The 24997-nt window shown below is 66.7% G+C and carries 24 protein-coding genes; 22 read left to right on the forward strand and 2 right to left on the reverse strand.

Features of this window, described 5'->3' with window-relative positions; genetic code table 11:
• Positions 1-108 precede the first annotated feature (108 nt).
• The 22 genes from ACIPRI_RS12305 (at position 109) to ACIPRI_RS12410 (ending at position 23288) form a co-directional block, all read left to right on the forward strand.
• Positions 109-1350: a FliC/FljB family flagellin gene (locus tag ACIPRI_RS12305; protein WP_446621737.1), complete on the forward strand. Its 1242-nt coding sequence runs from the start codon at positions 109-111 to the stop codon at positions 1348-1350.
• A 157-nt stretch (positions 1351-1507) separates the two neighbouring features.
• Positions 1508-2956 (forward strand): flagellar filament capping protein FliD, encoded by a 1449-nt coding sequence (fliD, locus tag ACIPRI_RS12310; RefSeq protein ID WP_446621738.1) that lies wholly within the window; start codon positions 1508-1510, stop codon positions 2954-2956.
• Positions 2957-2974: 18 nt separating this feature from the next.
• Positions 2975-3397 carry a flagellar export chaperone FliS gene (gene fliS / locus ACIPRI_RS12315; protein ID WP_446621739.1) on the forward strand — a complete coding sequence of 141 codons (423 nt, stop codon included), beginning with the start codon at positions 2975-2977 and terminating at the stop codon, positions 3395-3397.
• Between the two features lie 13 nt (positions 3398-3410).
• Positions 3411-3743: a flagellar protein FliT gene (locus ACIPRI_RS12320; protein WP_446621740.1), complete on the forward strand. Its 333-nt coding sequence runs from the start codon at positions 3411-3413 to the stop codon at positions 3741-3743.
• Positions 3744-3759: 16 nt separating this feature from the next.
• On the forward strand, positions 3760-4740 hold the full coding sequence (gene fliK, locus ACIPRI_RS12325; RefSeq protein ID WP_446621741.1) for a flagellar hook-length control protein FliK: 981 nt from the start codon (positions 3760-3762) through the stop codon (positions 4738-4740).
• Complete coding sequence (locus ACIPRI_RS12330) at positions 4737-5030, forward strand: EscU/YscU/HrcU family type III secretion system export apparatus switch protein (RefSeq protein WP_446621742.1); 294 nt, start codon at positions 4737-4739, stop codon at positions 5028-5030. The genes fliK and ACIPRI_RS12330 overlap by 4 nt, the downstream gene beginning before the upstream one ends.
• Before the next feature lie 228 nt (positions 5031-5258).
• The gene (flhD, locus tag ACIPRI_RS12335; protein WP_446621743.1) at positions 5259-5609 is read left to right on the forward strand and encodes a flagellar transcriptional regulator FlhD; all 351 of its coding nucleotides are present in this window, start codon (positions 5259-5261) and stop codon (positions 5607-5609) included.
• 5 nt (positions 5610-5614) lie between these two features.
• Positions 5615-6235 (forward strand): flagellar transcriptional regulator FlhC, encoded by a 621-nt coding sequence (gene flhC / locus ACIPRI_RS12340; protein ID WP_446621744.1) that lies wholly within the window; start codon positions 5615-5617, stop codon positions 6233-6235.
• Between the two features lie 46 nt (positions 6236-6281).
• Positions 6282-7142, forward strand: coding sequence for a flagellar motor stator protein MotA (gene motA, locus ACIPRI_RS12345; RefSeq protein ID WP_446621745.1), 861 nt, complete (start codon positions 6282-6284; stop codon positions 7140-7142).
• A gap of 17 nt (positions 7143-7159) precedes the next feature.
• Positions 7160-8050 carry a flagellar motor protein MotB gene (motB, locus tag ACIPRI_RS12350; protein WP_446621746.1) on the forward strand — a complete coding sequence of 297 codons (891 nt, stop codon included), beginning with the start codon at positions 7160-7162 and terminating at the stop codon, positions 8048-8050.
• A gap of 14 nt (positions 8051-8064) precedes the next feature.
• On the forward strand, positions 8065-10074 hold the full coding sequence (gene cheA, locus ACIPRI_RS12355) for a chemotaxis protein CheA (RefSeq protein ID WP_446621747.1): 2010 nt from the start codon (positions 8065-8067) through the stop codon (positions 10072-10074).
• A gap of 12 nt (positions 10075-10086) precedes the next feature.
• On the forward strand, positions 10087-11346 hold the full coding sequence (locus ACIPRI_RS12360; RefSeq protein WP_446621748.1) for an EAL and HDOD domain-containing protein: 1260 nt from the start codon (positions 10087-10089) through the stop codon (positions 11344-11346).
• A 475-nt stretch (positions 11347-11821) separates the two neighbouring features.
• On the forward strand, positions 11822-12667 hold the full coding sequence (locus ACIPRI_RS12365) for a CheR family methyltransferase (protein ID WP_446621749.1): 846 nt from the start codon (positions 11822-11824) through the stop codon (positions 12665-12667).
• On the forward strand, positions 12664-13284 hold the full coding sequence (cheD, locus tag ACIPRI_RS12370; protein ID WP_446621750.1) for a chemoreceptor glutamine deamidase CheD: 621 nt from the start codon (positions 12664-12666) through the stop codon (positions 13282-13284). The genes ACIPRI_RS12365 and cheD overlap by 4 nt, the downstream gene beginning before the upstream one ends.
• 30 nt (positions 13285-13314) lie before the next feature.
• The gene (locus tag ACIPRI_RS12375) at positions 13315-14412 is read left to right on the forward strand and encodes a protein-glutamate methylesterase/protein-glutamine glutaminase (RefSeq protein ID WP_446621751.1); all 1098 of its coding nucleotides are present in this window, start codon (positions 13315-13317) and stop codon (positions 14410-14412) included.
• 36 nt (positions 14413-14448) lie between these two features.
• Positions 14449-14844, forward strand: a complete 396-nt coding sequence (cheY, locus tag ACIPRI_RS12380; RefSeq protein WP_446622092.1) for a chemotaxis response regulator CheY — start codon at positions 14449-14451, stop codon at positions 14842-14844.
• A 1-nt stretch (position 14845) separates the two neighbouring features.
• On the forward strand, positions 14846-15508 hold the full coding sequence (gene cheZ, locus ACIPRI_RS12385) for a protein phosphatase CheZ (protein ID WP_446621752.1): 663 nt from the start codon (positions 14846-14848) through the stop codon (positions 15506-15508).
• Between the two features lie 597 nt (positions 15509-16105).
• Positions 16106-17251 carry a flagellar biosynthesis protein FlhB gene (gene flhB, locus ACIPRI_RS12390; protein WP_446621753.1) on the forward strand — a complete coding sequence of 382 codons (1146 nt, stop codon included), beginning with the start codon at positions 16106-16108 and terminating at the stop codon, positions 17249-17251.
• 14 nt (positions 17252-17265) lie between these two features.
• Positions 17266-19368 carry a flagellar biosynthesis protein FlhA gene (flhA, locus tag ACIPRI_RS12395; protein ID WP_446621754.1) on the forward strand — a complete coding sequence of 701 codons (2103 nt, stop codon included), beginning with the start codon at positions 17266-17268 and terminating at the stop codon, positions 19366-19368.
• Positions 19369-19385: 17 nt separating this feature from the next.
• The gene (flhF, locus tag ACIPRI_RS12400; protein ID WP_446621755.1) at positions 19386-21728 is read left to right on the forward strand and encodes a flagellar biosynthesis protein FlhF; all 2343 of its coding nucleotides are present in this window, start codon (positions 19386-19388) and stop codon (positions 21726-21728) included.
• 14 nt (positions 21729-21742) lie between these two features.
• Positions 21743-22552 carry a MinD/ParA family ATP-binding protein gene (locus tag ACIPRI_RS12405; protein WP_446621756.1) on the forward strand — a complete coding sequence of 270 codons (810 nt, stop codon included), beginning with the start codon at positions 21743-21745 and terminating at the stop codon, positions 22550-22552.
• A 13-nt stretch (positions 22553-22565) separates the two neighbouring features.
• Positions 22566-23288: an RNA polymerase sigma factor FliA gene (locus tag ACIPRI_RS12410; RefSeq protein ID WP_446621757.1), complete on the forward strand. Its 723-nt coding sequence runs from the start codon at positions 22566-22568 to the stop codon at positions 23286-23288.
• A gap of 16 nt (positions 23289-23304) precedes the next feature.
• Here the strand turns inward: ACIPRI_RS12410 and ACIPRI_RS12415 are convergent, their stop codons facing one another.
• Positions 23305-23646, reverse strand: a complete 342-nt coding sequence (locus ACIPRI_RS12415; RefSeq protein ID WP_446621758.1) for a zinc ribbon domain-containing protein YjdM — start codon at positions 23644-23646, stop codon at positions 23305-23307.
• Positions 23647-23667: 21 nt separating this feature from the next.
• Positions 23668-24972 carry an amidohydrolase family protein gene (locus tag ACIPRI_RS12420; protein WP_446621759.1) on the reverse strand — a complete coding sequence of 435 codons (1305 nt, stop codon included), beginning with the start codon at positions 24970-24972 and terminating at the stop codon, positions 23668-23670.
• Positions 24973-24997 lie beyond the last annotated feature (25 nt).

Below are 24997 nucleotides of genomic sequence, written 5' to 3' on the forward strand. Positions count from 1 at the left end.
CGCTGCCGATAACTGCATCAACGATGGCTTGAGTCCCACGGCGGGAGACGGGTCCAGCGTTACGGCCGACGGCCGGAGTACACAACCTTTGCAACTAGGAGTCGATTCATGGCGCAAGTCATCAACACCAACAGCCTCTCGCTGCTCACGCAGAACAACCTCAACGCGTCGCAATCGTCGTTGAACTCGGCCATCCAGCGCCTGTCTTCCGGCCTGCGCATCAACAGCGCCAAGGACGACGCCGCCGGCCAGGCCATCGCCAACCGCTTCACCGCCAACATCAAGGGCCTGACGCAAGCTTCGCGCAACGCCAACGACGGCATCTCGCTGGCGCAAACGACCGAAGGCGCGCTCAAGGAAGTCAACAACAACCTGCAGCGCGTTCGCGAACTGTCGGTGCAGGCCGCCAACGGCAGCAACTCGGCCAGCGACCTGCAGTCGATCCAGGACGAAATCAAGCTGCGCCTGAACGAGATCGACCGCGTCTCGGCGCAGACCGATTTCAACGGCGTCAAGGTCCTGTCGTCCACCGCCAAGCCGCTGAGCGTGCAGGTCGGTGCCAACGACGGCGAGACCATCGACATCGACCTGAAGGAAATCAGCACCAAGACGCTCAACCTGCAGACCTTCAACGTCAACGGCCCGCAAGCCAAGACCGGCGCCAGTTTCGACGGCACGGTCACGATGGTCGGTACCTCGGCTGACGTGGACGCCACGGCGGCGCAGGCGGTGTACGGCGCGACGACCAACGTCACGACCTCCACCGTGGCCGAAGCCACCGCCGGCACGCTGGCCACGAGCCTCGGCGTGGCCGCCGGCAGCATCGCCTTCGGCGCTGAAGCCCTGACCGACAAGGCCGGCAACTGGTACGCCGAAGTCACGATCACCCCGGCCAGCGCCGCCGAAGCGATGGCCCTGAACAACAACGGCTTCAGCGGTGCCGCCAACGGCGTTGCCCAGCGCTTCTACGTCGCGGTGGACCCGCAGTCGGCCGACACGACCACGACCGCCGGCACGGCCGCCTTCTCGCTCGACACCTCGAAGATCTCGGTGGCCGACCTGCGCACCGGCTCCACGCCCGGCGCGATGGCCGCGATCGACGACGCCCTCAAGCAGGTCGACGAACTGCGCAGCTCGCTGGGTGCGGTGCAGAACCGTTTCGATTCGGTGATCGCCAACCTCGGCACCACGGTGACCAACCTGTCGTCCTCGCGTTCGCGCATCGAAGACGCCGACTACGCCACGGAAGTGTCGAACATGACCCGCGCGCAGATCCTGCAGCAAGCCGGCACCTCGGTGCTGGCCCAGGCCAACCAGACCACGCAGAACGTGCTGTCGCTGCTGCGTTGATTTGAGAACCCGTTGCGCCCCTTGCTTCGCAAGAAGCAGGGGGCGCGGCGCAGGCGCCCGGCTTCGGCCGGCGCGTGCCTGCGCTGTCCACTGCGGCCCGGCCGCCCCAGGCCGCAGTGGACAGCGTATTTTTCTTTGGAACGGATAGGAACTCACGATGGCATCGATCAGCAGCCTTGGCGTCGGCTCCAACCTCGACTTGTCCACCTTGCTCAGCCAGCTCGAGACGGCCGAGAGCCAGCCGCTGGTCCTGTTGCAGCAGCGCCAGATCAGCTACACGAGCAAGCTTTCGGCCTACGGCACGCTCAAGAGCGCCCTGGGCACCTTGCAGTCGGCGGCGAAGAAGCTGTCGGACCCGGCCTTTTTCCAGGGCGTGAAGGCGACGTCGAGCGCCGCCGAGGTGGTGTCCGCCAGCGCGGGCGCCAGCGCGGCGGCCGGCAGCTACGCCGTCAGCGTCACGCAGCTCGCACAGGCGCAGTCCGTGGTGTCGGCCGGCCAGGCCAGCGCGAAGACGGCGATCGGCAGCGGCACCGTCACCATCGACTTCGGCACCATCGCCGGCGGCAGCTACGACGCAGCGAGCGGCAAGTACACGGGCGCGAGCTTCACGCCGGACGCCTCGCGCACGGCCACGCCGATCACCATCGATGCCGGCAACAACACGCTGGAGGGTATCCGCGACGCGATCAATGGGGCCAAGGCGGGCGTGACGGCGAGCATCGTGAACGACGGCAGCGGCACGCCGCATCGCCTGGTGCTGACCTCGACCGAGACCGGCAAGATTTCGAGCATGCGCGTTTCCGTGGCCGGCGACGCGGCATTGCAAAGCCTGCTGGGCAATGATCCGGCGGGCACGCAGAATCTGCAGCAGACGGTGGCGGCCCAGAATGCCGAGCTCACGGTCAACGGCCTGGCCATCACCAGCGCCAGCAACAGCGTGAAGGACGCGATCCAGGGCACGACGCTGACCGTGCAGAAGATCGGCACCGGCAACGTGGCGATCCAGCGCGACGGCGCCTCGGTGGAGGCCGCCATCAACGACTTCGTCAAGGCCTACAACGGCCTGCTGAGCACGGCCAACGCGCTGACCAGCTACAACCAGGACACCAAGACGGGCGCGGCGCTGGTCGGCGACTCGACCTTGCGCAACCTGCAGACCCGCATCCGCGGCGTGCTGACCTCGCCTCAGGATGGCAGCGCGGACCAGATGAAGGTGCTGTCGGAGATCGGCGTTGCCTTCCAGAAAGATGGCACGCTGGCGGTGGATTCCACCAAGCTCAAGGCGGCGCTCGACAAGGACATGGATGGCGTTTCCAGGCTGTTTGCCAGCGCCACCGGCAGCAGCGCCGGCTATGGCAAGCAGCTGGACGCGATGGTCGATGGCTTCAGTGCCACCGGCGGCGCGCTCAAGGTGGCGACCGACGGGGTGACGGCCTCGATCAAGGAGCTGGACGAGCAGTACAGCGACATGGAGCTGCGCGTGCAGGCCAAGATGGAGCGCTACCGCGCGCAGTTCACCCAGCTCGACCTCCTGGTCAACAGCATGACCAACACCGCGAGCTACCTCACGCAGCAGTTCGCCAACATGAGCAACAGCAGCAAGTAAGCGCCGGCGGAGCAGGCCATGTACACACCCCACACCCATCGGACCGGCGCCGGCGCCTATGCGCGCATCGGCGTCGAATCGGGCGCGATGAGCGCATCGCCGCATCAGCTCATCGTGATGCTTTTCGACGGCGCCAGGACGGCCATCGGCATGGCGCGCCACCACATGGCGGTGGGCGAGATCGTGGCCAAGGGCAAGGCCATCTCCAAGGCCATCAATATCGTCGACAACGGCCTCAAGGCGAGCCTGGACGCCAGCGCCGCCGGCCCCACCGGTGCCCAGCTGGTGGACAGGCTCTCGGCCCTGTACGCCTACGTCATCCAGCGGCTGTTGCAGGCCAACGTGCGCAACGACGCGGGCGCGCTGGACGAGGCCGATGCCTTGCTCGAGAACATCGCCTCGGCCTGGCGCGAGATCGGCAACAGCAACAACAACAGCTAGAGGGAGACGGATCATGACCACCAAGAGCGAGGTCGTTCACTGCTATGACCAGCTGGCCCTCATCACCTCGCGCATGCTGGAGCTGTCGCATGCCAAGGAGTGGGGCCGGCTGCCCGAACTGGAAGCGCGCTGCGCGGCGCTGATCGCGCGGCTGAAGGAAATCGAGCCCGGCGCCATGCTTGACAGCCACGAGCGCGACGAAGTGCGGCGCTCCCTGCAGCGCGTGCGGGTCGACCAGGACGAAGTGCTGCGCCTGGTCAAGCCGCAATTGCGGCGCCTGCTGGCCGGCATCGCGCAGCTGCAGCAGCAGCACATTCTCGAGAAGACCTATGGGGGGGCGCATTGAACGGCTCCCTGTCGACGTGAACCGGACTGCCGTCAGCGGCGATGCGCTGCTGGCTTTCAGGCTCGCGCATTGGCTGGACCTTCTTGCAGCCAAGGCGCCTGCGGGCGGCGTGGCGGCGCAGCCGGTGAGTGAGGCGCGCGCGGTCGACAACGACGTGCGGCTTCCTTCGCATGCGGCGGTGGTTTTGCCTTTGCCGCGTGAGCTGCGCCAGGGTGGTGCTGCATCACCCGCATCGGCCACATCGGCCGTGAACGTGCCGGCCGCCGAGCTGTCCGTGGCGGCGCGGGCGCTCAACACGGTGCTGGCGGAGTCGCCGCCGCAGGCCGCGGTGCTCCGGGGCAGCGCGCCGCTGTGGCCGTCGGCGGAACGGGCGCCGTCGGCGAGTGGATGGGCCGCAGCCCTGGCGCAGACGGTGTCGGAGTCCGGTCTGTTCTACGAATCGCACGTGGCGGCCTTTGCTGCCGGTGCGCGCTCGCTGGAACAGCTGGAACGCGAGCCGCAGGCGCGGCTGGCGCCGGCCGTCGCTGCCGGGCCGGCTGCTTCGACGCAGTCGTCGGCGGATCCGGTGGAACCGCCGGCGCAATCATGGAGTGCGGCGATCCACCCGCAGGCCGCGCCGCTGGTGCACCAGCAGCTCGACCTGCTGGAAAGCGGCGCCTTTCGTTGGAGCGGTGAAGCCTGGCCCGGCGTGCCGATGGACTGGTCGATCCGGGAAGAGGGCAAGGAGGGCGCACAGGACCAGCAGCAAAAGGCTGCAAAGGAAGACGCGCCGCCGCCGGCCAGCTGGTCGACCACGGTGTCGCTCACGCTGCCGCGCATGGGGCGCCTGGATCTGCGCCTGACGCTGGCGGCCTCCAAGGTGCGAGCCCACATCGCCGCACACGACGCGCGGGCGTTGGCGCCATTGCGCGGCAGCGGCGCCGAACTGTCCCGGCGCCTTGCGGCAGCGGGACTGCAAGTGCAGGCCCTGCAGTTTGCAGAGGTGCCGCGGCCATGAGCAAGCCGGCATCGGAGCGAAAGAGCGCCGTCGCCTTGTCGTATCGGGACAAGGCGCGGGCGCCGGTGGTGGTGGCCAAGGGCTATGGCGCGGCGGCGGAATCGATCATGCGGCGGGCGCGCGAGAGCGGCTTGTATGTCCACGCCGCGCCGGAGCTCAACCGGCTCTTGATGCAGCTTCAGCTGGACCAGCAGATCCCGCCGCAGCTCTATACGGCGGTGGCGGAGATCCTGGCTTGGCTTTTTCGAATCGAGCAAGGCGAACCACAGCAAGTAGGTATTTCTTGCTAATAGAAAAACGTATTACATGTCATTAAAGGGACGGCAATTTGTCGGGGTAAATCCGACCCCTAAACAAAATGATTACTTTTCATTGACGGAACAGGGGTGGAATTATTTGGCAAATCCGGCGACTGTCTTCAAAAAGCGAGACGGTGTCACGGAAGTGAAGTGTAAGAAAATGAAACAATGTGATACAGTGAATAGATACTAAGCAATCTTAGTTATATGGAGTATCGCGTGGAACAAGATAGAGATTCAGCGGCATTGAATTACGACGAGATTTCCAGAGAAATTGGAGATATCAATCTCGCCTATATGCTGCTTGCGCAAAAAATGGTGAAGCAGGATAAAGCTGCTTCGATGATTCGCCTTGGCATCGGCAGCGAACTGGCCGACATGTTGGCCAATATGTCGATCGCCCAGGTCATCAAATTGTCCAATTCAAAATTCCTGCTTTTCGGGCCGCGCCTCGACGATCAGGCATCGATTTGCGCAGTGGGTGGAGAAGAAAAAGACTCTGCGTTGCAGCGCGCCCATATGTCGATATTGATGACCGCGCAGAACAAGCCGATAAAGCGCCGGGCCTGAATAAAATGAGCCAGAAAAGTGTATTGGGCGAGGTTCGCCAGGTTCAATTGGCGATCGATCTGATTGAATTGGGTGCCCGCCTTCAATTTCTCGAAGCCGAGGTCAAATTGAGCCGTGAACGGCTGATTCGCCTGTACAAGGAAATCAAGGGAATTTCGCCGCCCAAGGGCTTGCTGCCGTTTTCGACAGACTGGTACATGACCTGGCTGGCCAATATCCATTCATCGATGTTCTACAACATCTATCGCTTCATGCGGCACCACGATGGCGGCGATTATTTGCAGGCATTGATCAAAAGCTACCGGCTCTATCTGGAGCAGTCGGATTTGCCGGATGGCGAGGTGGTGCTGGATTTCACCCGTGCCTACACCATGGTCCGCTTCTTCGACAGCGGCATGCTGCAGCTCAACACCTGCAGCCGCTGCGCCGGCCATTTCGTGGCGCACGCCTACGACGACAAGCATGACTACGTGTGCGTGCTGTGCCGCCCGCCATCGCGCGCCGGAAAGGCCAGAAGCCCCAAGCGCGCCGTCGACGAACGCCCCCGCCGCACCACGCTGGGCCGCCCCGGCTTGACGGCCGGTCTGGCCGGGCTGGCACTGACCGGCGGCGGCGCGCTGGCGTGACTTTGAAAAACTTGAATTGATGCCTTGAGGGCTGAAAGGGACGCTCGTGCTGGTTCTTGTTGGTTATCTGGTGGTGCTGTGCGCCGTGTTCGGCGGCTACGGCCTGATGGGCGGGCACTTCGGCGTGCTGTTCCAGCCGGTGGAGCTCTTGATGATCGGCGGCTCGGCGCTGGGCGCTTTCATTGCCGGCAACAACGGCAAGACGATCAAGGCAACGATCAAGGAGCTGCCGCTTCTTTTGCGCAGCTCCAAGCACAACCGCCAGCTCTACATGGACCTCCTGGCGTTGCTCTATGAGCTGCTGGCCAAGGCGCGCAAGGAAGGGATGATGAAGCTGGAGTCGGATGTCGAGGCCCCGGCAGACAGCGAGATCTTCGGCCGCTATCCGGCCATCATGGCCGACGCCGGCCTGATGGAGTTTCTCTGCGACTACCTGCGCCTGGTCATCAGCGGCAACACCGACGCTTTCGAGATCGAGGCGCTGATGGACCACGAGATCGAGACCATCGTGCACGAGGCGCAGGTGCCGGCGCACAGCCTGGCGCGCGTGGGCGATGCGCTGCCGGCGCTGGGCATCGTGGCGGCCGTGCTGGGCGTGGTGCACGCATTGGGCTCGGCCGACCTGCCGCCCTCCGAGATGGGTGCGCTGATCGGCCACGCCATGGTCGGCACCTTCCTCGGTGTGCTGCTGGCCTACGGTTTCGTCTCGCCGCTGGCCTCGCTGATCGAGCAGCGCGTGGCCGAGGGCATGAAGCTTTATCAGTGCGCCAAGGTCACCCTGCTGGCCAGCCTGAACGGCTATGCGCCGCAGCTGGCCGTGGAGTTCGGGCGCAAGGTGCTGTTCTCGACCGAGCGCCCGTCCTTCACCGAGCTGGATGACCACGTGCGCGAAGTCAAGGCGCGCTAGGGACCAGGGACGCAGCCATGAACGAAGGAAAGCCAAGAGTCATCGTCAAGCGCGTGGCCAGTGGCCATGGCGCAGGGGGGCACGGTGGCGGCTGGAAGATCGCCTATGCCGATTTCATGACGGCCATGATGGCCTTCTTTCTCGTGATGTGGTTGCTGGCCATTGCCACGCCCAAGCAGCGCGAAGGCATTGCCGAGCACTTTCGCATGCCGCTCAAGGTGGCGATCAGCGGCGGCGAGAAGAGCAGCGACAGCGCCAGCGCCATTCCTGGTGGCGGCGCAGACCCCACGCATGCCGAGGGCGAGGTGCAGCTGGCGCAGTCCGAAAGCGAAGACGAGGCGGATGCGAACCGCCTCGACGCCATGAAGAAGCGGCTGGACGAGCTCATCGAGAAGAGCCCGGCCTTTCAGCAGTTCCGCTCGCAGATCCTGATCGACATCACGACCGAGGGCTTGCGCCTGCAGATCGTGGACAACGACAAGCGCCCGATGTTCGATTTGGCCAGCGCCCGGGTGGTGCCGCACATGCGCGTCATCCTGCGCGAGCTGGGGCCGATGCTCAATGAGCTGCCCAACAAGATCACGCTGTCGGGCCACACCGATTCCATCATCTACAGCAACGGCGACCGCGCCTACGGCAACTGGGAACTCTCGGCTGACCGGGCCAATGCCTCGCGGCGCGAACTGGTGGTAGGCGGCATGGGCGAGGACAAGGTGCTGCGCGTGGTCGGCCTGGCCGACAGCATGCACTTGGACCGGGCCGAGCCACGCAATCCGATCAATCGCCGCATCAGCATCATCGTGCTCAACCATCGCACGCAGGCGCGGATCGAGCACGAGAACAGCAGCGATGCCTCTTCCGCGCGGGCGGGCAGCAGCAGCAACCCGCCCGGCCAGACCACCTCCTAGCAGAGCACACACAGATGGACCTCAGTCAGTTTTCCCAGGCATTCTTTGTCGAAGCCATCGAGCTTCTGGCGCAGATGGAGCACCTGCTGCTCGAGCTCGACGTCGAGGCGCCCGATGCCGAAGAGCTCAATGCCATCTTCCGCGCGGCGCACTCGATCAAGGGCGGCGCCGCCACCTTCGGCTTCAGCGCCCTGACCGACACCACGCACCTGCTCGAAACCCTGTTGGACCGCGCGCGCCATGGCCAATTGAAGCTGAGCCTGCCCATGGTCGACGCATTTCTGGAAACGAAGGACGCCTTGCAAGAACAACTGACGGCCTACCAGGCGGGCAACGAACCCGAGCCTGAGAGGGTGGCGCACATCTGCGCCGTGTTGCAGCAGCTCGCGCTGGAGCTTGGGGGCGAACACGCCGCCGCGCCGGCGCGTGCGCCTGTCGCTGCGCCCGCACCGGCATCGGCGCCCGCAGCCGATGGCGTGCTGCAGGTCGCCTTCACCGGCCTGGCCGAGAGCGAAAGCGCGCTGCTGGCCGAAGAGCTGGGGAACCTGGGCCAGGTGCTGTCCAGCACGCAGGGCAAGGGCACGCTGGAGGTGCGGCTGCAAAGCAGCTGCGCGCCGGACGACATCGTGGCGGTGTGCTGCTTCCTGATCGACGAATCGCAGATCCGCATCACGCGCGAGCCGGCTGCGACGCAGAGCGAGCCGGCCCGAGCCGTTGCTGCCGCCGCCGTTGGTGGCGCTGCTGAAAGCCCGGTGGGCGAGGGCGCGGCCGCCAAGGCGGCGCCGGCCGGCGGCAAGGAGTCGAGCTCGATCCGCGTCGACGTGGAGAAGGTCGACCAACTCATCAACCTGGTCGGCGAGCTGGTGATCACCCAGTCGATGCTGACGCAGGCGGCGACCCAGCTGGACCCTGTCGCCTACGAGCGCTTCCTGAGCGGCCTGGGCCACCTGGAGCGCAATGCGCGCGACCTGCAGGAATCGGTGATGTCGATCCGCATGATGCCGATGGACTATGTGTTCAGCCGCTTCCCGCGCGTGATCCGCGACGTCAGCGCCAAGCTGGGCAAGCAGGTGCGCCTGGACACGTACGGCAAGGAGACCGAGCTGGACAAGGGCCTGATCGAGCGCATCGTGGATCCGCTCACGCACCTGGTGCGCAACAGCCTGGACCACGGTATCGAGACGCCCGAGCAGCGCCTGGCCAAGGGCAAGGACGCGACCGGGCAATTGCTGCTGTCGGCGCAGCACCACGGCGGCAACATCGTGATCGAGGTGAGCGACGACGGCGCGGGCCTCAACCGCGACAAGATCCTGGCCAAGGCCATGCAGCAGGGTTTGCCGGTGAGCGACACCATGCCCGACGAGGAGGTCTGGCAGCTGATCTTTGCACCGGGTTTTTCCACCGCCGAGCAGGTGACCGACATCTCGGGCCGCGGCGTGGGCATGGACGTGGTCAAGCGCAACATCCACGAGATGGGCGGGCAGGTGGAGATCATCTCGCGCGAGGGGCGCGGCACCACCACCCGCATCGTGCTGCCGTTGACGCTGGCCATCCTGAACGGCATGTCGGTGAAGGTCGGCGACGAGGCCTACATCCTGCCGCTGAGCTACGTCATCGAGTCGCTGCAGCCGCTGACCGAGCACCTGCACTCGATCACCGACGAAGGCCGCGTCATCAAGGTGCGCGGCGAGTACCTGCCGCTGATCGAGCTGCACCGCGTGTTCGACGTGGCCGGCGCGCTGACCGATCCGACCGAAGGCATCCTGGTGATCGTGCAGGCCGACGACGCGCGCTTCGCGCTCTTGGTGGACGAGCTCCTGGGCCAGCACCAGGTGGTGGTGAAGAATCTGGAGACCAACTACCGCAAGGTGCCCGGCATCTCGGCCGCCACCATCCTGGGCGACGGCAGCGTGGCCTTCATCATCGATGTGGGCGCCATGCCGCGCATCCAGCGCGCGCAGGCCGCCAGTGTGCTGGCCCTGGCGGATGCATCGCGCATCGATCCAGTGGCGTTGGCGGCTTGAAGGGCGGGCACGATGGGCATTGATCTTCCCTGGCGTTCGACCGGCCGCAGTCGCAGTGCCGATGAGGTGGTGGACGAGACGGCCGAGTTGCTGCTGCAGCCTGCAACCGGCTACGTGACGCACGCGACGATGCTGGACCTGCGCCAGCGCGTGGTGGGCTACCGCCTGGCCTGGCGCGCGGCCCCGGTTGGCCAGCCGCCGGCCACCATGCTGCCGGCGCAGCGCCTGAAGACGCTGGTGGACTGCGTGGCAGAGCACGTCAATCCGCCCAAAAAGGGCTGGCGCCTGGGCCGCACCACGCTGTTCTTCGACGTGGCGGCCGATCCTTCCTTGTTGCCCAGCCTGCAGCCGCTGCCGCCCGAGCACGTGGTGCTGTGCCTGGGGCCGGACGACATGGCGGGGCCGGACGCGCCGGCGGCGCTGCAGTTCCTGCGCGAGCACGGCTTCGGCCTGATGCTGCGCGGTGCGCAGGCGCTGCCGCAAGACCGTGCGCTGCGCGACCTGCTGACGCACTTCGATGTGGGCGACGGCGAGCCCGCGCTGTTGGAGCGCATGCAGGCAACGCAGGCCCAGGGCGGCCCGCCGCTGCGGCTGATCGTGACGCGCCACGTTGCGCAGCCGATGGCGCAGGTGGCCGATGCCAAGTTGCAGCCCGAATCGATGCTGATCGTGCGCCTGATGCAGATGATCCAGCGCAACGAAGACGTGCGCCAGATCGAGGCAGCGCTCAAGCACGATGCCGTGCTCACGTACCGGCTGCTGCGCCACATCAATTCGCCGGCGATCGGGCCGGGCGTGGAGATCCAGTCCTTGCGCCATGCCGTGACCATGCTCGGCTATTCGCACCTCTTCCGCTGGCTGGCCTTGCTGCTGGCCACCAGCAACGCCGCAGCCAGCGCGCCCTGCATGACGCGCAAGGCGATCATGCGCGGCCGCGCCGTGGAGCTGATGGGCCAAGGCATGCTGACGCGCAGCGATGCGGACAACCTGTTCGTGGTGGGCATGTTCTCGCTCATCGACCAGTTGCTGGGCGTGCCGATGGAGCAGGTGCTGGGCAAGATCCAGCTGGCCGAATCGGTACAGCAGGCCATCTTGACGCGCGGCGGCGTGTATGGGCCGTTCCTGGCCCTGGCCGAAAGCTGCGAGCGCGACGGGGCGGAGGCGGCGCGGTTGTCGGAGGACTTGTTCATGGGGGCGGGGCAGGTGAATTCGTCGCTGCTATCGGCCATGGTGTGGGCGCAGGAGGTGGGGGCTGCGGAGGCTTCTGACTGATCTCTTGGATTGTTTCGAGAGGCTTTAGCGGTCGGGGCGCGGCAAAGGCCTGTGTGCCCCTGTGCCGGCCTTCGCTCGGGCGGTCGGCGCGTTGCGCCGACTCCCCTGCGATGCTCGTGGACCCGGCCCTGCGGCAGAACTCGCGGCGTTCACTTCGTTCACTCTGCTCAAACAGCTGCCGCAAGCTAGATGTTGAAGCACGCGTGTCCTTCGGCACGCGTGCGGGCCGGGTCCACTGCGCTTCTCGGCGCCCGAGAGGCGCGCCAGCACAGGGGCACACAGGCCTTTGCCGAGACGCCGGGTCGTCGATCAGCCGTTCTTCTTCGGGTTGATCAACCGCCGCGCCATCCCAACGCCCCGGATCGGCTGATTCGCCTCAAAGCTTGCAACAAGGAAGAGGGCGTTTCCCCCCTTGCTTGCCCCATTGCAATGACACGCCGCTCGCTACATTGAACGCCTGCTAACCAGGGCGCCCGTGAACTCCGAATTCCTCTTTACCGACAGCGACTTCTCGAAGATCCGGACGCTCATCCATCGGCGCGCCGGCATCGCCCTGGGCGAACAGAAGCGGCAGATGGTCTACAGCCGGCTGTCGCGCCGCCTGCGCGAGTTGGGCGTGCCCGAGTTTTCTTCCTACCTGGCGCTGCTGGAAGCGCGGCCGGACGGGGACGAGTGGCAGTCGTTCATCAATTCGCTGACCACCAACCTCACATCCTTCTTTCGCGAGGCGCATCACTTTCCGGTGCTGGCCGACTTCGTGCGGCAGCGGCGCCAGCAGCCCATCGAGATCTGGTGCGCGGCGGCCTCGACCGGAGAAGAGCCGTATTCCATCGCCATGACGCTGATGGAGACGCTGGGCGAGCGGGCCAGCGGGACGGCGCGCGTGATCGCCACCGACATCGACACCGCGGTGCTCGCCAAGGCCTCGGCCGGCGTGTTCAGCCAGGAGCAGGCGCGGCTGTCGCCCGAGCGGCTCAAGCGCTTCTTCAACAAGGGCACCGGCGCCAACGCGGGCAAGGTGCGCATCCGCCCCGAGGTGGCGGCGCTGGTGAAGTTCTCGCAGCTCAATCTGCTGGACCGCGCCTGGTCGCCGGTGAAGGAGCCGGTGGACGCGATCTTCTGCCGCAACGTGATGATCTATTTCGACAAGCCGACCCAGAAGGCGGTGCTGGAGCGCCTGGCGCTGTTGCTCAAGCCGGGCGGACTGCTCTTTGCCGGGCATTCGGAGAACGCCTCGCTGGTCAGCCAGGCCTTTCGCCCGCTGGGCCAGACGGTGTATGAGCTGGCAGCAACAGCAGGCCGGCGCGCGAGCCTGGCATGAGCAGCAGCAACTACGTTGGCAGCAGCGCGTTGCCCGCTGGCGCCATGGCCAGCCACCACTATTTCGATCGCGACATCGGCTGCATGGCGGTCAAGCTGCTGCCGTCGGAGTACTACGTCACCGCGGCCGACACCGCCCTCACCACCGTGCTGGGCTCCTGCGTCGCGGCCTGCCTGCACGACCCCTACGCCGGCGTGGCGGGCATGAACCACTTCATGCTGCCGGACGACGGCGAGACGGCGCCGCGCGACCATGCCGATGCAATGCGCTACGGCGCCTATGCCATGGACGTGCTGATCCGCGAGCTGCAGCGCGCGGGCGCGCGCCGCGAGCGGCTGCAGGCCAAGGTGTTTGGCGGCGGCGCGGTGCTGGCCAGCTTGACCACCCTGAACATCGGCGAGCGCAATGCCGACTTCGTGGAGCAATACCTGAAGGAGCAAGGCATTGCCATTGCCGCCCAAGACCTGCGCGGCCCGCACGCGCGGCGCGTCTGCTTCTTGCCGGCCACCGGCAAGGCCGTGGTGCGCAAGCTGCGCGCCCAGGCCGGCGTCCAGCAGGTGCAGCGCGAGGAGCAGGAACTGCTGCGCCGCCTGCGCACGGCCACGCCTGCGAATTGAGAGAAAGCAAGGAAAAAGAAGAAGCATGCCATGAGCACGAACAACAAGATCAAGGTGCTGTGCGTCGACGATTCGGCGCTGATCCGCAGCGTGATGACCGAGATCATCAACAGCCAGAGCGACATGACGGTGGTTGGCACGGCGGCCGACCCGCTGGTGGCGCGCGAGTTGATCAAGGCGACCAACCCCGACGTGCTGACGCTGGACGTCGAGATGCCGCGCATGGACGGCCTGGAGTTTCTCGAGAAGCTGATGCGGCTGCGGCCGATGCCGGTGCTGATGGTGTCGTCGCTGACCGAGCGCGGCTCGGAGATCGCGCTCACCGCGCTGGAGCTGGGCGCCGTCGATTTCGTCACCAAGCCCAAGCTGGGCGTCCGCGACGGCCTGTTGAACTACACCGAGCTGATCACCTCCAAGATTCGCGCCGCCGCCAGCGCACGGCTGCTGCCGTCACGGCGCGCCACGGCAGCGAAGGCGGCGCCGGGCGTTGCGGTACCAGCCGCCGAATCGCTGCTGCGCAGCCCGCTCTTGAGCACCGAGAAGCTGATCATCATCGGCGCCTCCACCGGCGGCACCGAGGCCATCCGCGACGTGCTGCAGCCGCTGCCTTCGGACTGCCCGGCGGTGCTGATTGCCCAGCACATGCCGCCCGGCTTCACCCGTTCCTTTGCACAACGGCTGGATGGGCTGTGCCGCATCACGGTCAAGGAGGCCGAGCATGGCGAGCGCGTGCTGCCCGGCTATGCCTACATCGCGCCCGGCGGCTTTCATCTTTCGCTGGGGCGCAGCGGCGCCAACTATGTGGCCCACCTCGACCAGGAGCCGCCGGTGAACCGGCATCGGCCCTCGATCGACGTGCTGTTCGACTCGGTGGCCAGGCACGCGGGCAAGAACGCCATCGGCGTGATCCTCACCGGCATGGGCCGGGATGGGGCCGAAGGCCTGCTGCGCATGCGCCAGGCCGGCGCCTACACGCTGGCGCAGGACGAGGCGAGCTGCGTGGTGTTCGGCATGCCGCGCGAGGCCATTGCGCTGGGCGCGGCCCATGAGGTGGCGCCGCTGTCGGAAATGAGCCGGCGCGTGCTGGCGCACCTGCGCAGTTTCGGCGAGCGGGCCAACCGCGTTTGAACCATCAATGTAGCAATAGTGAGTGGAGAAACCGTGATCGATAAGAGCATCAAGATTCTGGTTGTGGACGACTTCCCGACCATGCGGCGCATCGTGCGCAACCTGCTGAAGGAACTGGAGTTCCACAACGTCGACGAGGCGGAGGACGGCGCCGCCGGCATCGAGAAGCTGCGCGGCGGCAACTTCGGCTTCGTGGTGTCCGACTGGAACATGCCCAACATGGACGGCCTGACCATGCTGCAGACCATCCGGGCCGAACCGCAGTGGGCCAAGTTGCCGGTGCTGATGGTGACGGCCGAGGCGAAGAAGGAAAACATCATCGCCGCCGCCCAGGCCGGCGCCAACGGCTACGTGGTCAAGCCCTTCACCGCCGCCACGCTGGAAGAGAAGATCACCAAGATCTTCGAGAAGCTGCAGAAAGAGGGCGCATGACATGGCGCAGGACACGCTGAACGCTGCCGCCGCCACAGAGCATGGCAACAGCGCCGAGGAGCTGCTGGGCCGCATCGGGCAGCTGACGCGGCAGCTGCGCGAGGGCCTGCGCGAGCTGGGCCTGGACAAGCAGGTGGAGCGGGCGGCGCAGGCCATTCCCGATGCGCGCGACCGCCTCAACTACGTGGCCGCCACGACCGAGCGGGCGGCGCACCGTGCGCTGAACGCGATCGAGGTGGCCCAGCCGCTGCAGGAGCGGCTGTCGAGCGACGCCAGCGGATTGACCAGGCGCTGGGACGAGTGGTTCGCGAGCCCGATCGAGCTCAACAACGCGCGCGGGCTCGTGCTGGACACCCGCAACTACCTGAAGGACGTGCCGCCCACGGCCAGCGCCATCAACGCGCAGCTGATGGAGATCCTGATGGCGCAGGATTTCCAGGACCTGACCGGCCAGGTCATCAAGAAGATGATGGAAGTGGTGAACGACGTGGAGACCCAGCTGCTCCAGGTCCTGATCGACAACACGCCGGCGGAGCGGCGGCAGGAGATTGCCAGCAGCAACGGCAACGGCATGCTCAACGGGCCGCAGATTCATTCGGGGGCGCCGGATGCGGTGTCGAATCAGGCGCAGGTGGATGACTTGCTGGAGAGCCTGGGGTTCTGATTTCCTTTCGCTCGTTCGCTCGTTGGGAGCCGCGCGTCAGGTGTTTGCCACGGCGGGCTCATAGTGCGGCGGTCGATGCTGCGCATCGACTGCCCTGCGATGCTCGCGAACCCGGGCTGCGGCACAACTCGCTACGCGCCCCTTCGGTGCGCTGCGCTCAAACAGGTGCCGCAAGTCAGATGTTGAGGCTCGCGTGTCCTTCGGCACGCGAGCAGCCCGGGTCCACTGCGCTTCTCGGCGCCGCACAAATCGCCCGCCGCGGCAAACACCTGCCGCGCTGACGCGCTGCGGTTGATCGACCCGGAAAAGAACGGCCGATCGACGACCCGGTGCCTCGGCAAAGGCCTGTGTGCCCCTGTGCCGGCGCGCCTCTCGGCCGCCCGAGTGAAGCGCCGGCGCAGGGGCACACAGGCCTTTGCCGCCCTCAACGCCCCAACGCCCCAATGTCCCAACGCCCCAACGCCCTGAATATGGACCGGCGAATTGCCCGAGAAGCAACGCATTCCCCACCCTCATCGCCGGAATGAACAACACCCCCGCCTCGAATAATTTGCTTCGAAGTCAAGCGCTGCACCAGCGCATTGCCCGGAGCCACGAATGTCTGAGGAAAGCGATCTCGAGAAAACGGAACCCGCCTCGCCGCGGCGCCTGGAAAAGGCGCGCGAGGAAGGCAATGTCGCCCGTTCGCGCGAGCTCAGCACCCTCATTCTTCTGGGCTCCGCGGTCGGCGGCCTGTGGCTCACCGCCGCCTCGCTGGGAAGCAGCATGCAGGCCGCGCTGCGCCAGGGACTGCAGTTCGAGCGGGCCATCGCCTTCGACACCTCCCGCATGCTCGCCAGCATCGGCGCCATGCTGCTCGAGGCGCTGGTGGCGGTGCTGCCGCTGCTGGGCGTGATGACCGTGGCCGCACTGGTCGGGCCGCTGCTGCTGGGCGGCTGGCTCTTTTCCACCCAGTCGCTGGCGCCCAACTTTGGCAAGCTCGATCCGCTGGCCGGCATCGGCCGCATGTTCTCCGCGCAGTCGCTGGCGGAGCTGACCAAGGCCCTGGCCAAGTCGGCGCTCATCGGCGGCGTGGCCTACCTCGTGATCATGGGCGACCTGGAGCAGGTGATGGCGCTGATGGCGCAGCCCGCCAGCGCCGCCTTGCCGCAGATGGTGGCGCTGGTGGCGCACCACTGCGCACTCATCACCGCCGCGCTGCTGCTGGTGGCGCTGATCGACGTGCCCTGGCAGCTGTGGAGCCACTACCGCAAGCTGCGCATGTCGCGCGAAGACCTGCGCCAGGAGCACAAGGAAAGCGAGGGCGATCCGCACATCAAGGCGCAGATCCGCCGCCAGCAACAGCAGATGGCGCGCCGCCGAATGATGGCCGAGGTGCCCAAGGCCGACATCGTGGTGACCAACCCCACGCACTTCGCCGTGGCGCTGAAGTACCTGGACGGCGACATGCGCGCCCCGCGCGTGGTGGCCAAGGGCGTCGACCGGGTGGCACTGCGCATCCGCGAGCTCGCCAAGGAGCACGGCGTGGCCCTGCTGGAGGCGCCGCCGCTGACCCGCGCGCTCTACAAGAACACCAAGCTGGGCGACGAGATTCCGGCGGGCCTGTACACCGCGGTGGCCGAGGTGCTGGCATGGGTCTACCGACTCAAGCGCTGGCAGAGCGAAGGTGGCGAAGCGCCGCGCACGCCCACCGACCTGCCCGTTCCCCAGGACCTCGAATACGACGCCGCCAAGGCCGCTTGAGCACGCACACGCACATGAATGCCATGACCCAGATGCTGCGCCAGCCGGCGCTGCTGTTCGCCAACGGTGCCAGCCAGTTCAAGGGACTGACCGGCCCGATCCTCATCGTCATGATCCTGAGCATGATGGTGCTGCCGCTGCCGCCGCTGCTGCTGGACCTCTTGTTCACCTTCAACATCGCGCTGTCGGTGATGGTGCTGCTGGTCAGCATGTACACCATGAAGGCGCTGGACTTCGCCGCCTTTCCCGCGGTGCTGCTGTTCTCGACCCTCTTGCGCCTGTCGCTCAACGTGGCTTCCACCCGCGTCGTGCTGATGAACGGCCACACCGGCCCGGACGCGGCCGGCAAGGTGATCGAATCCTTCGGCCACTTCCTGGTGGGCGGCAACTTCGCGGTGGGCGTGATGGTCTTCATCATCCTGGTGCTGATCAACTTCATGGTCATCACCAAGGGCGCGGGGCGCATTGCCGAGGTCGGGGCGCGCTTCATGCTCGATGCCATGCCGGGCAAGCAGATGGCGATCGACGCCGACCTCAACGCCGGCCTGATCGGCGAGGAAGTCGCGCGCCAGCGCCGCAAGGAAGTGGCGCAGGAATCGGACTTCTACGGCTCCATGGACGGCGCCAGCAAGTTCGTGCGCGGCGATGCCATCGCGGGCCTGCTCATCATGGTGATCAACATCATCGGCGGGCTGGTGGTGGGCATGCTGCAGCATGGGCTGGACTTCGCGACCGCCGGCCAGACTTACACGCTGCTGGCCATCGGCGACGGCCTGGTGGCGCAGATCCCGGCGCTGGTGATCTCCACCGCGGCCGGCGTCATCGTCTCGCGCGTGACCACCGACGAGGACGTGGGCCGGCAGCTCACCGGGCAGCTCTTTTCCAACCCGCAGGTGCTGCTGCTCACTGGCGGCATCATCGGCCTGATGGGCCTGATCCCGGGCATGCCCAGCCTGGCCTTCCTGGTGATCGCCGGCGGCCTGTTCTGGCTGGGGCGGCGCAAGCTGCAGCAGGCGCCGATCGAGGCGCAGCGGCAGGCCCAGGCCCAGCGTTCGGCCGCTGTCGCGCCGTCGGCCGAGGCGTCCGAGGCGAGCTGGGACGACGTGGCCCTGGTCGACCCGCTGGGCATGGAAGTGGGCTATCGCCTGATCCCGCTGGTGGACCAGTCGCAAAACGGCGAGCTGCTCGGGCGCATCAAGAGCATCCGCAAGAAGATCGCGCAGGAGCTGGGCTTCCTGGTGCCGGTGGTGCACATCCGCGACAACCTGGAGATCGGGCCCAACAGCTACATCATCCGCTTGAAGGGCGTGGAGATCGGCCGCGGCGAATCCTTTGGCGACCAGTGGATGGCCATCGACCCGGGCCAGGTCAACGGCAGCCTGCCCGGCACGCCCACCCAGGACCCGGCCTTCGGCCTGCCGGCCGTGTGGATCGACGGCAGCCTGCGGCAGCAGGCGCAGATCCAGGGCTACACGGTGGTCGACGCCTGCACGGTGATGGCCACGCATTTGAACCACCTGATCCAGACCCACGCGGCCGAGCTGCTGGGCCGCCAGGAAGTGCAGCAGCTCCTGGACCAGATCGCCAAGCTCGAGCCCAAGCTGACCGAGGACCTGGTGCCCAAGGTGCTGAGCCTGAGCACCTTGCACAAGGTGCTGCAAAACCTGTTGACCGAAGAGGTGCCGATTCGCGACATGCGCACCATCCTCGACGTGATGGCCGAGCACGCGCCGCAGGTGAAGGACGCCACCGAGCTCACCTCGCTGGCGCGCGTGGCGCTGGGCCGATCCATCACGCAGCAGCTGTTCCCGGGCGCCGTGCAGCTGCAGGTGATCGGCCTGGACAGCTCGCTTGAAGGCGTGCTGCAGCAGGCCATGAGCAACCAGAGCGGCATCGAGCCAGGCCTGGCCGACAAGCTGCTGCAGCAAACCCAGGCCGCCATCACGCGGCAGGAGCAGATGGGCCTGCCGCCCGTGCTGCTGGTGCAGCACCCGCTGCGTGTGCTGCTTGCGCGCTTCTTGCGGCGCAGCCTGCCGCAGCTCAAGGTGCTCTCGCATGCCGAGATTTCTGACGTTCACACCATCAAGGTCACTGCGACCATCGGAGGAAGAGTTTGAGCCAGCCAGTTGACAGCGTGACGAGCAGCAGCATCGCCGCTCGCAAGTTCTTTGCCGCGACCAGCCGCGAGGCCCTGCGCCTGGCGCGCGAGGCGCTCGGCAGCGACGCCATGGTGCTGACCAGCCGCGTGTTGGCCGACAAGGGCGTCGAGATCGTGGCCATGGCCCCGGCCGACATGGAGGAGGTGGTGGAGCAGGCGCCTGCCGAATCCGTCGTGCTGAGCGAGCTGCATTCCATGCGCGGCATGCTGGAAGAGCAGATGGCCAGCTTGCTGTGGAACGAGCAGCAGAGGCGCGATCCGGTGCGCGGACGGCTGCTGCGCACCTTGCTGGGGGCAGGCTTCAGCGCCGGCCTCTCGCGCGCCATGCTGGAGCGGCTGCCGACCGGCCAGAGTTATGCGCAAGGCATGGCCTATGTGCGTTCGGAACTGATGCGGGTGCTGCCGGTGCACGAGGATGAGAACGCGCTGCTGGCCGAAGGCGGCGTCTATGCCCTGATGGGGCCGACGGGTGTCGGCAAGACCACCACCACCGCCAAGCTGGCAGCGCGCTGCGTGATGCGCTTCGGCGCCGAAAGAATCGCGCTGGTCACCACCGACAGCTACCGCATTGGCGCCTACGAGCAGCTGCGCATCTACGGCCAGATCCTGGACGTGCCGGTGTATGCGGTGAAGGACGCGGCCGATCTGCACCTGGTGCTCAAGGACCTGCGCGCCAAGCACCTGGTGCTGATCGACACCGTCGGCATGAGCCAGCGCGACCGTGCCGTCGCCAGCCAGATCGCCATGTTGTGCAGCAGCGGCGAGCGGCCGGTCAAGCGCCTGTTGCTGCTCAACGCCGCCAGCCATGGCGACACGCTCAACGAAGTGGTGCATGCCTACCGCAACGGCGGCGGCCCGAACGATCTCGCCGGCTGCATCTTCACCAAGGTCGACGAGGCCACGCACACCGGCGCGCTGATCGACACCGTGATTCGCCATCGCCTGCCGGTGCACTATGTCTCCAGCGGGCAGAAGGTGCCGGAGAACCTGATGCTGGCCGAGCGCACCCAACTGATCGATGGCGTGTTCCAGCCGCGCCGGCATGCCGCGCTGTTCACCGCCACACCCAACGACGGCGAGCCGTCGCAAGGGCAGGGCACGCAGGCCACCGGTGGCGAATCGGCCGAGGTCGCCCAGGCGCTGGCCGAGGCCGAGCGCCTGCGCGTTTCCTATCAGCAACTGATCCGTGCCATGGCGCATGACGCGCAGGAACTGGCGCAGGTGGCGGATGCGCTGGCTGGTGCCCCGCTGGCTTTTGCGCCGGCGCGCGGGCTGTGGCGCCAGGCCGGCGACGTGCGGGTCGACTCGCAGTCGGTGCTGGACGCGCTGATGGCGCTGGCGCGGGAAGAGGTTGCCACTGGCTGCGACACCCATGTGCTGGCATTGAGCGGCCACCTGGGCCTGCAGGCCAGCGACAGTGGCGACGTCTACCACTGCCAGGGCAGCCTGCTGCTGTCGGACCGCAGCGGCCTGCCGCTGGCGGCGCCGCGGCAGTGGCTGTCCACCGCCGCTGCTGCGCGCCAGCCCGGCCTGCGCCAGGCACAGTGGCTGCGGCAGCAGGACTTTGGCGCCAACAAGACGGTGGTGCAACTGCTGCCTGCGCTGCCGGACCCCGTTGCCATGGCGTCGCTGCCGCAAGGCACGGCATGGCTCGCGCGCGCGCCGGTTTCGACCACCGTGATCGATCCGCAGTGCGGCAAGCCGATCACCCTGGCCCGCCTGGCACTGCCTTTCGACGCCGGGCGTCCTGCCAGCTTTCGCGGCAAGCCGGCCCTGCAATGCGAGGCGCAACTCGAGGTGCGTTTGCGCAGCAGCCCGGCCGATGCGCCCGCCCTGCGCTGCGTGGCCACGCGCCTGGTGGATGCGCGCAGCGGCAAGCTGCTGTCGCAGACCTTTGTCCTTTGTAACCTCGGCCCCGAGATTGCCGCGCGCCAGGTCATGCAATGGCAAGCCTGGGCCACGCAAGGCGAGCCTTGCCTGCGCCTGATGCGCCAGGGGCTGCAGCTTTGCGGCGGCGTGGGCGAACCGGGTGATGCGCACATGCACAAGCGACTGCTGATCGCCGCGCAGGTCGCGACCACCGTCTGGCGGCTGCAATGGGCCACGGGCGATTGGGCCGAGCGCAGCCGGGCCTTGCTGGTCCAGCTCACCGGCAAGGCGGCACGCGCCGGCCGACCGGTTTCGGCGAGCGTGCTCTTTGCCGGCATGGACAAGCTCTTTGCCTTGCTGGAGGCGCTGGGCACCGAGAGCGCTGCGCTGCCTGATGCTGCTGCCGCTCCGCCGGCCATCGCGGCAGCAACGTCGCTGAACAACGGTTGAGTCGCGGCGCAGCCATGAGCAAAGTCGTAGCCGACCAGGCCGATGGCCTGCGGCGCCTGCTGGCCCCGGCGCCGATGCGGATCGTCGCCATTGCCGGCATGGCGCGCGGCATGGGGGCCACCACGGTGGTCACGAACCTGGCCGCGGGCCTGGCGCAACAGGGCAAGGAGGTGCTGCTTCTGGACGAGCATCACCCCGGCCCGGAATCGGCATGCCAGGTCTGGCGCGTCGAGCCGCGCGGCACTTTGGCCGATGTGATCGCGCGCCGGGCGCGCTGCGAAGAATCAGTGGCGCGAGCCGCCTGCGGCGCCTGCGTGCTGCCGGTCGGCCGCCTTTCTGGCGAGCTGGCCGCGGCCTTCGATCCACGCCTGCTGCAGCCCAGCCGGATCATCCTGATCGACGCCGCGCTCGACCGCGCCGGCAGGTTGTCGGCGCTGGCCCAGATGGCGGGCGAGCTGGTGCTGGTGCTGCGGCCGAATCCATCGGCCATTACCGCCACCTATTCGGGCATCAAGCAGCTGCATTACGCGCATGGACACAAGCAACTGCGCCTTCTGCTCAACGGTGTGGCCGATGTTCCGGGCGCGCAGCGCATCACCCGCAACATGGCCGACACCGGCAGCCGCTACCTCGGCGTGTCCTTGCAGGTGGCCGGCTCGGTGCAGGCGGATCTGCGCATGTCCGGTGCCCGCTATCTCAACCGGACGGTGGTGGAAGCCTTTCCGGCCAGCGTCGCTGCAGCCGACTTCCGGCGCATTGCCGACGACATGGGGCAGTGGCCCTGGCGTCCGGCCGTGCTGCCGCCCAACCCGCTCCCACAATAGGAACAGGACGTTCGTGTACACCGCACAGGGAACTCTTGAAAAATCACACCTGCTGACGCAGCACCTGCCCCTGGTGCGCCGCATCGCATTGCAGATGCTGGCCCGGCTGCCTGCCAGCGTGGAACTGGACGACCTGATCCAGGTCGGCATGCTGGGTCTGCTGGACGCCTCCAGCCGCTACGAGGACAACCGGGGCGCGCAGTTTGAGACCTTTGCCAGCCAGCGCATCCGCGGCGCCATGCTCGACGAGCTGCGCGCCAGCGACTGGGGCTCGCGCGCGCTGCGCCAGTCGGCGCGGCAGGTGGAGCAGGCGATCCGTGCCCTTGGGCATCGGCTGGGCCGCGCCCCCAGCGAAGGCGAGATCGCCAAAGAGCTGCAGATGAGCCTGACGGCCTATCAGTCGCTCTTGCAGGAGATACAGGGCGCGCAGCTGCTGTACGTGGAAGACTTCGCGCGCGAGGACGGCGGCGAGAACCCGGTGCTGGAGCTGCGCGCGCAGGACGCCGGGCGGGACGATCCGTTGCAGATCCTCATGGAGAGTGGCTTTCGGGCCGAGCTGGTGGAGGCCATCGGCAACCTGCCCGAGCGCGACCAGCTGCTGCTGAATCTCTACTACGAGGAGGAGCTGAATCTGCGGGAGATCGGCGCGATCCTGGAGGTGAGCCAGTCGCGCGTTTGCCAGCTCCACAGCCAGGCGATCAGCCGGCTGCGGGCCGCGTTGAAGGAGCTGCTGTAGCGCTGGGAGAAAAAAGCTACGCCTTCTTCACGAATTCCGACTTGAGCTTCATCGCGCCGACGCCATCGATCTTGCAGTCGATGTTGTGGTCGCCGTCGACCAGTCGAATGTTCTTCACCTTTGTCCCGACCTTGACAACCAGGGAAGAGCCCTTGATTTTCAGATCCTTGATGACCGTGACGGCGTCGCCGTCACTCAACAGGTTGCCGTTCGAGTCCTTGACCACAAGTGCATCGGAGGAGGCGTCGCTTTGGCTGGCTTGCGGCCATTCATGCCCGCACTCGGGGCACATGTAGTTGTCGCCATCTTCGTAGGTGAAGGTGGAATTGCATTGGGGGCAGTTTGGGAAGTCACTCATTGCTGGGTTTTGAGGTCGTGTTCAGTGCGCTCGGCGTTCCTTTGGGTGGCGCAGCGGGGGCATAAATGACGTCGCCGCTGGCCTCCCGTCCAGCCGCAAAACACTCGTCGCCGCCGGCGTCTCAGCCACCAGCTGCCCCTTGCAAAACACCTTGAGCCGCGTGGCGCGCAGCCGGATCGCCTCGACCGGGTCGCGTGCTTGCAGCAGTACGAAGCTGGCGTCGCAGCCGGCTTCGAGCCCGTAGCTTTTGAGGCCCAGCACCCGTGCCGCGTTGCCGGTCACTCCATCGAAGCATTGGCGAATGCCCGCCTGACTGGTCATCTGCGCCACGTGCAGGCCCATGTGCGCCACTTCCAGCATGTCGCCAGAACCCATGCCGTACCACGGGTCCATCACGCAGTCGTGGCCGAAGGCGACGTTGACGCCGGCGGCCATCAACTCGGGCACGCGGGTCATGCCGCGGCGCCTGGGGTAGCTGTCGTGCCGGCCTTGGAGGGTGATGTTGATGAGCGGGTTGGCGATCACGTTCACTTGCGCTTGCGCGATCAGCGGCAGCAGCTTGCTGACGTAGTAGTTGTCCATGCTGTGCATGGAAGTGCAGTGCGATCCGGTGACGCGGCCCTGCAGCCCCAGGCGCTGGGTCTCGAAGGCCAGGGTCTCGATGTGGCGCGACAGCGGGTCGTCCGATTCGTCGCAGTGCATGTCCACCGGCAGGCCGCGCACGGCCGCCAGCTCGCACAACAACTTCACGCTGGCGGCACCGTCTGCCATGGTGCGCTCGAAATGCGGGATGCCGCCGACCACGTCGACGCCCTTGTCCAGCGCGCGCTTCAGGTTGTCGACGCCGCCCTGGGTGCGCAGCACGCCATCCTGCGGGAAAGCGACCAGCTGCAGATCGATGTAGGGCGCAACCCGGCGCTTCACTTCCAGCATGGCATCGACCGCCAGCAGGCTTGGGTCGCTGGTGTCCACGTGGCTGCGGATGGCCAACAGGCCCTTGGCCACCGCCCAGTCGCAGTACGCCAACGCGCGCTCGATCAGCGCCTCGGCGCTGAGCATGGGCTTGAGCTCGCCCCACACGGCAATGCCTTCCAGCAGGGTGCCGCTTTCGTTGACCCGCGGCAGGCCATAGCTCAGCGTCGCGTCCATGTGGAAATGCGGGTCGACGAAATGCGGCGTGACCAGCAGGCCCTGAGCATCGAGCTTGTCGTGGGCTGGTGCATCCAGTCCCGCGGTGACTTCTGCAATGCAGCCGCCCGCGACAGCGATCGACATGTTGTCACGGCCATCCGGCAGCACGGCGTTGTGGATGAGCAGATCGAGCATGTCAGTGGCGCCCGGCCGCCCGAAG

The sequence above is a fragment of the Variovorax sp. LARHSF232 genome, from assembly GCF_052871435.1.

Coding starts and splice junctions, on each gene's coding strand:
- ACIPRI_RS12305 (WP_446621737.1), top strand. CDS start 109: ATGGCGCAAGTCATCAACACCAACAGCCTCTCGCTGCTCACGCAGAAC.
- fliD (WP_446621738.1), top strand. CDS start 1,508: ATGGCATCGATCAGCAGCCTTGGCGTCGGCTCCAACCTCGACTTGTCC.
- fliS (WP_446621739.1), top strand. CDS start 2,975: ATGTACACACCCCACACCCATCGGACCGGCGCCGGCGCCTATGCGCGC.
- ACIPRI_RS12320 (WP_446621740.1), top strand. CDS start 3,411: ATGACCACCAAGAGCGAGGTCGTTCACTGCTATGACCAGCTGGCCCTC.
- ACIPRI_RS12330 (WP_446621742.1), top strand. CDS start 4,737: ATGAGCAAGCCGGCATCGGAGCGAAAGAGCGCCGTCGCCTTGTCGTAT.
- flhC (WP_446621744.1), top strand. CDS start 5,615: ATGAGCCAGAAAAGTGTATTGGGCGAGGTTCGCCAGGTTCAATTGGCG.
- motB (WP_446621746.1), top strand. CDS start 7,160: ATGAACGAAGGAAAGCCAAGAGTCATCGTCAAGCGCGTGGCCAGTGGC.
- cheA (WP_446621747.1), top strand. CDS start 8,065: ATGGACCTCAGTCAGTTTTCCCAGGCATTCTTTGTCGAAGCCATCGAG.
- ACIPRI_RS12360 (WP_446621748.1), top strand. CDS start 10,087: ATGGGCATTGATCTTCCCTGGCGTTCGACCGGCCGCAGTCGCAGTGCC.
- cheD (WP_446621750.1), top strand. CDS start 12,664: ATGAGCAGCAGCAACTACGTTGGCAGCAGCGCGTTGCCCGCTGGCGCC.
- ACIPRI_RS12375 (WP_446621751.1), top strand. CDS start 13,315: ATGAGCACGAACAACAAGATCAAGGTGCTGTGCGTCGACGATTCGGCG.
- cheZ (WP_446621752.1), top strand. CDS start 14,846: ATGGCGCAGGACACGCTGAACGCTGCCGCCGCCACAGAGCATGGCAAC.
- flhB (WP_446621753.1), top strand. CDS start 16,106: ATGTCTGAGGAAAGCGATCTCGAGAAAACGGAACCCGCCTCGCCGCGG.
- flhA (WP_446621754.1), top strand. CDS start 17,266: ATGAATGCCATGACCCAGATGCTGCGCCAGCCGGCGCTGCTGTTCGCC.
- ACIPRI_RS12405 (WP_446621756.1), top strand. CDS start 21,743: ATGAGCAAAGTCGTAGCCGACCAGGCCGATGGCCTGCGGCGCCTGCTG.
- ACIPRI_RS12415 (WP_446621758.1), bottom strand. CDS start 23,646: ATGAGTGACTTCCCAAACTGCCCCCAATGCAATTCCACCTTCACCTAC.
- ACIPRI_RS12420 (WP_446621759.1), bottom strand. CDS start 24,972: ATGCTCGATCTGCTCATCCACAACGCCGTGCTGCCGGATGGCCGTGAC.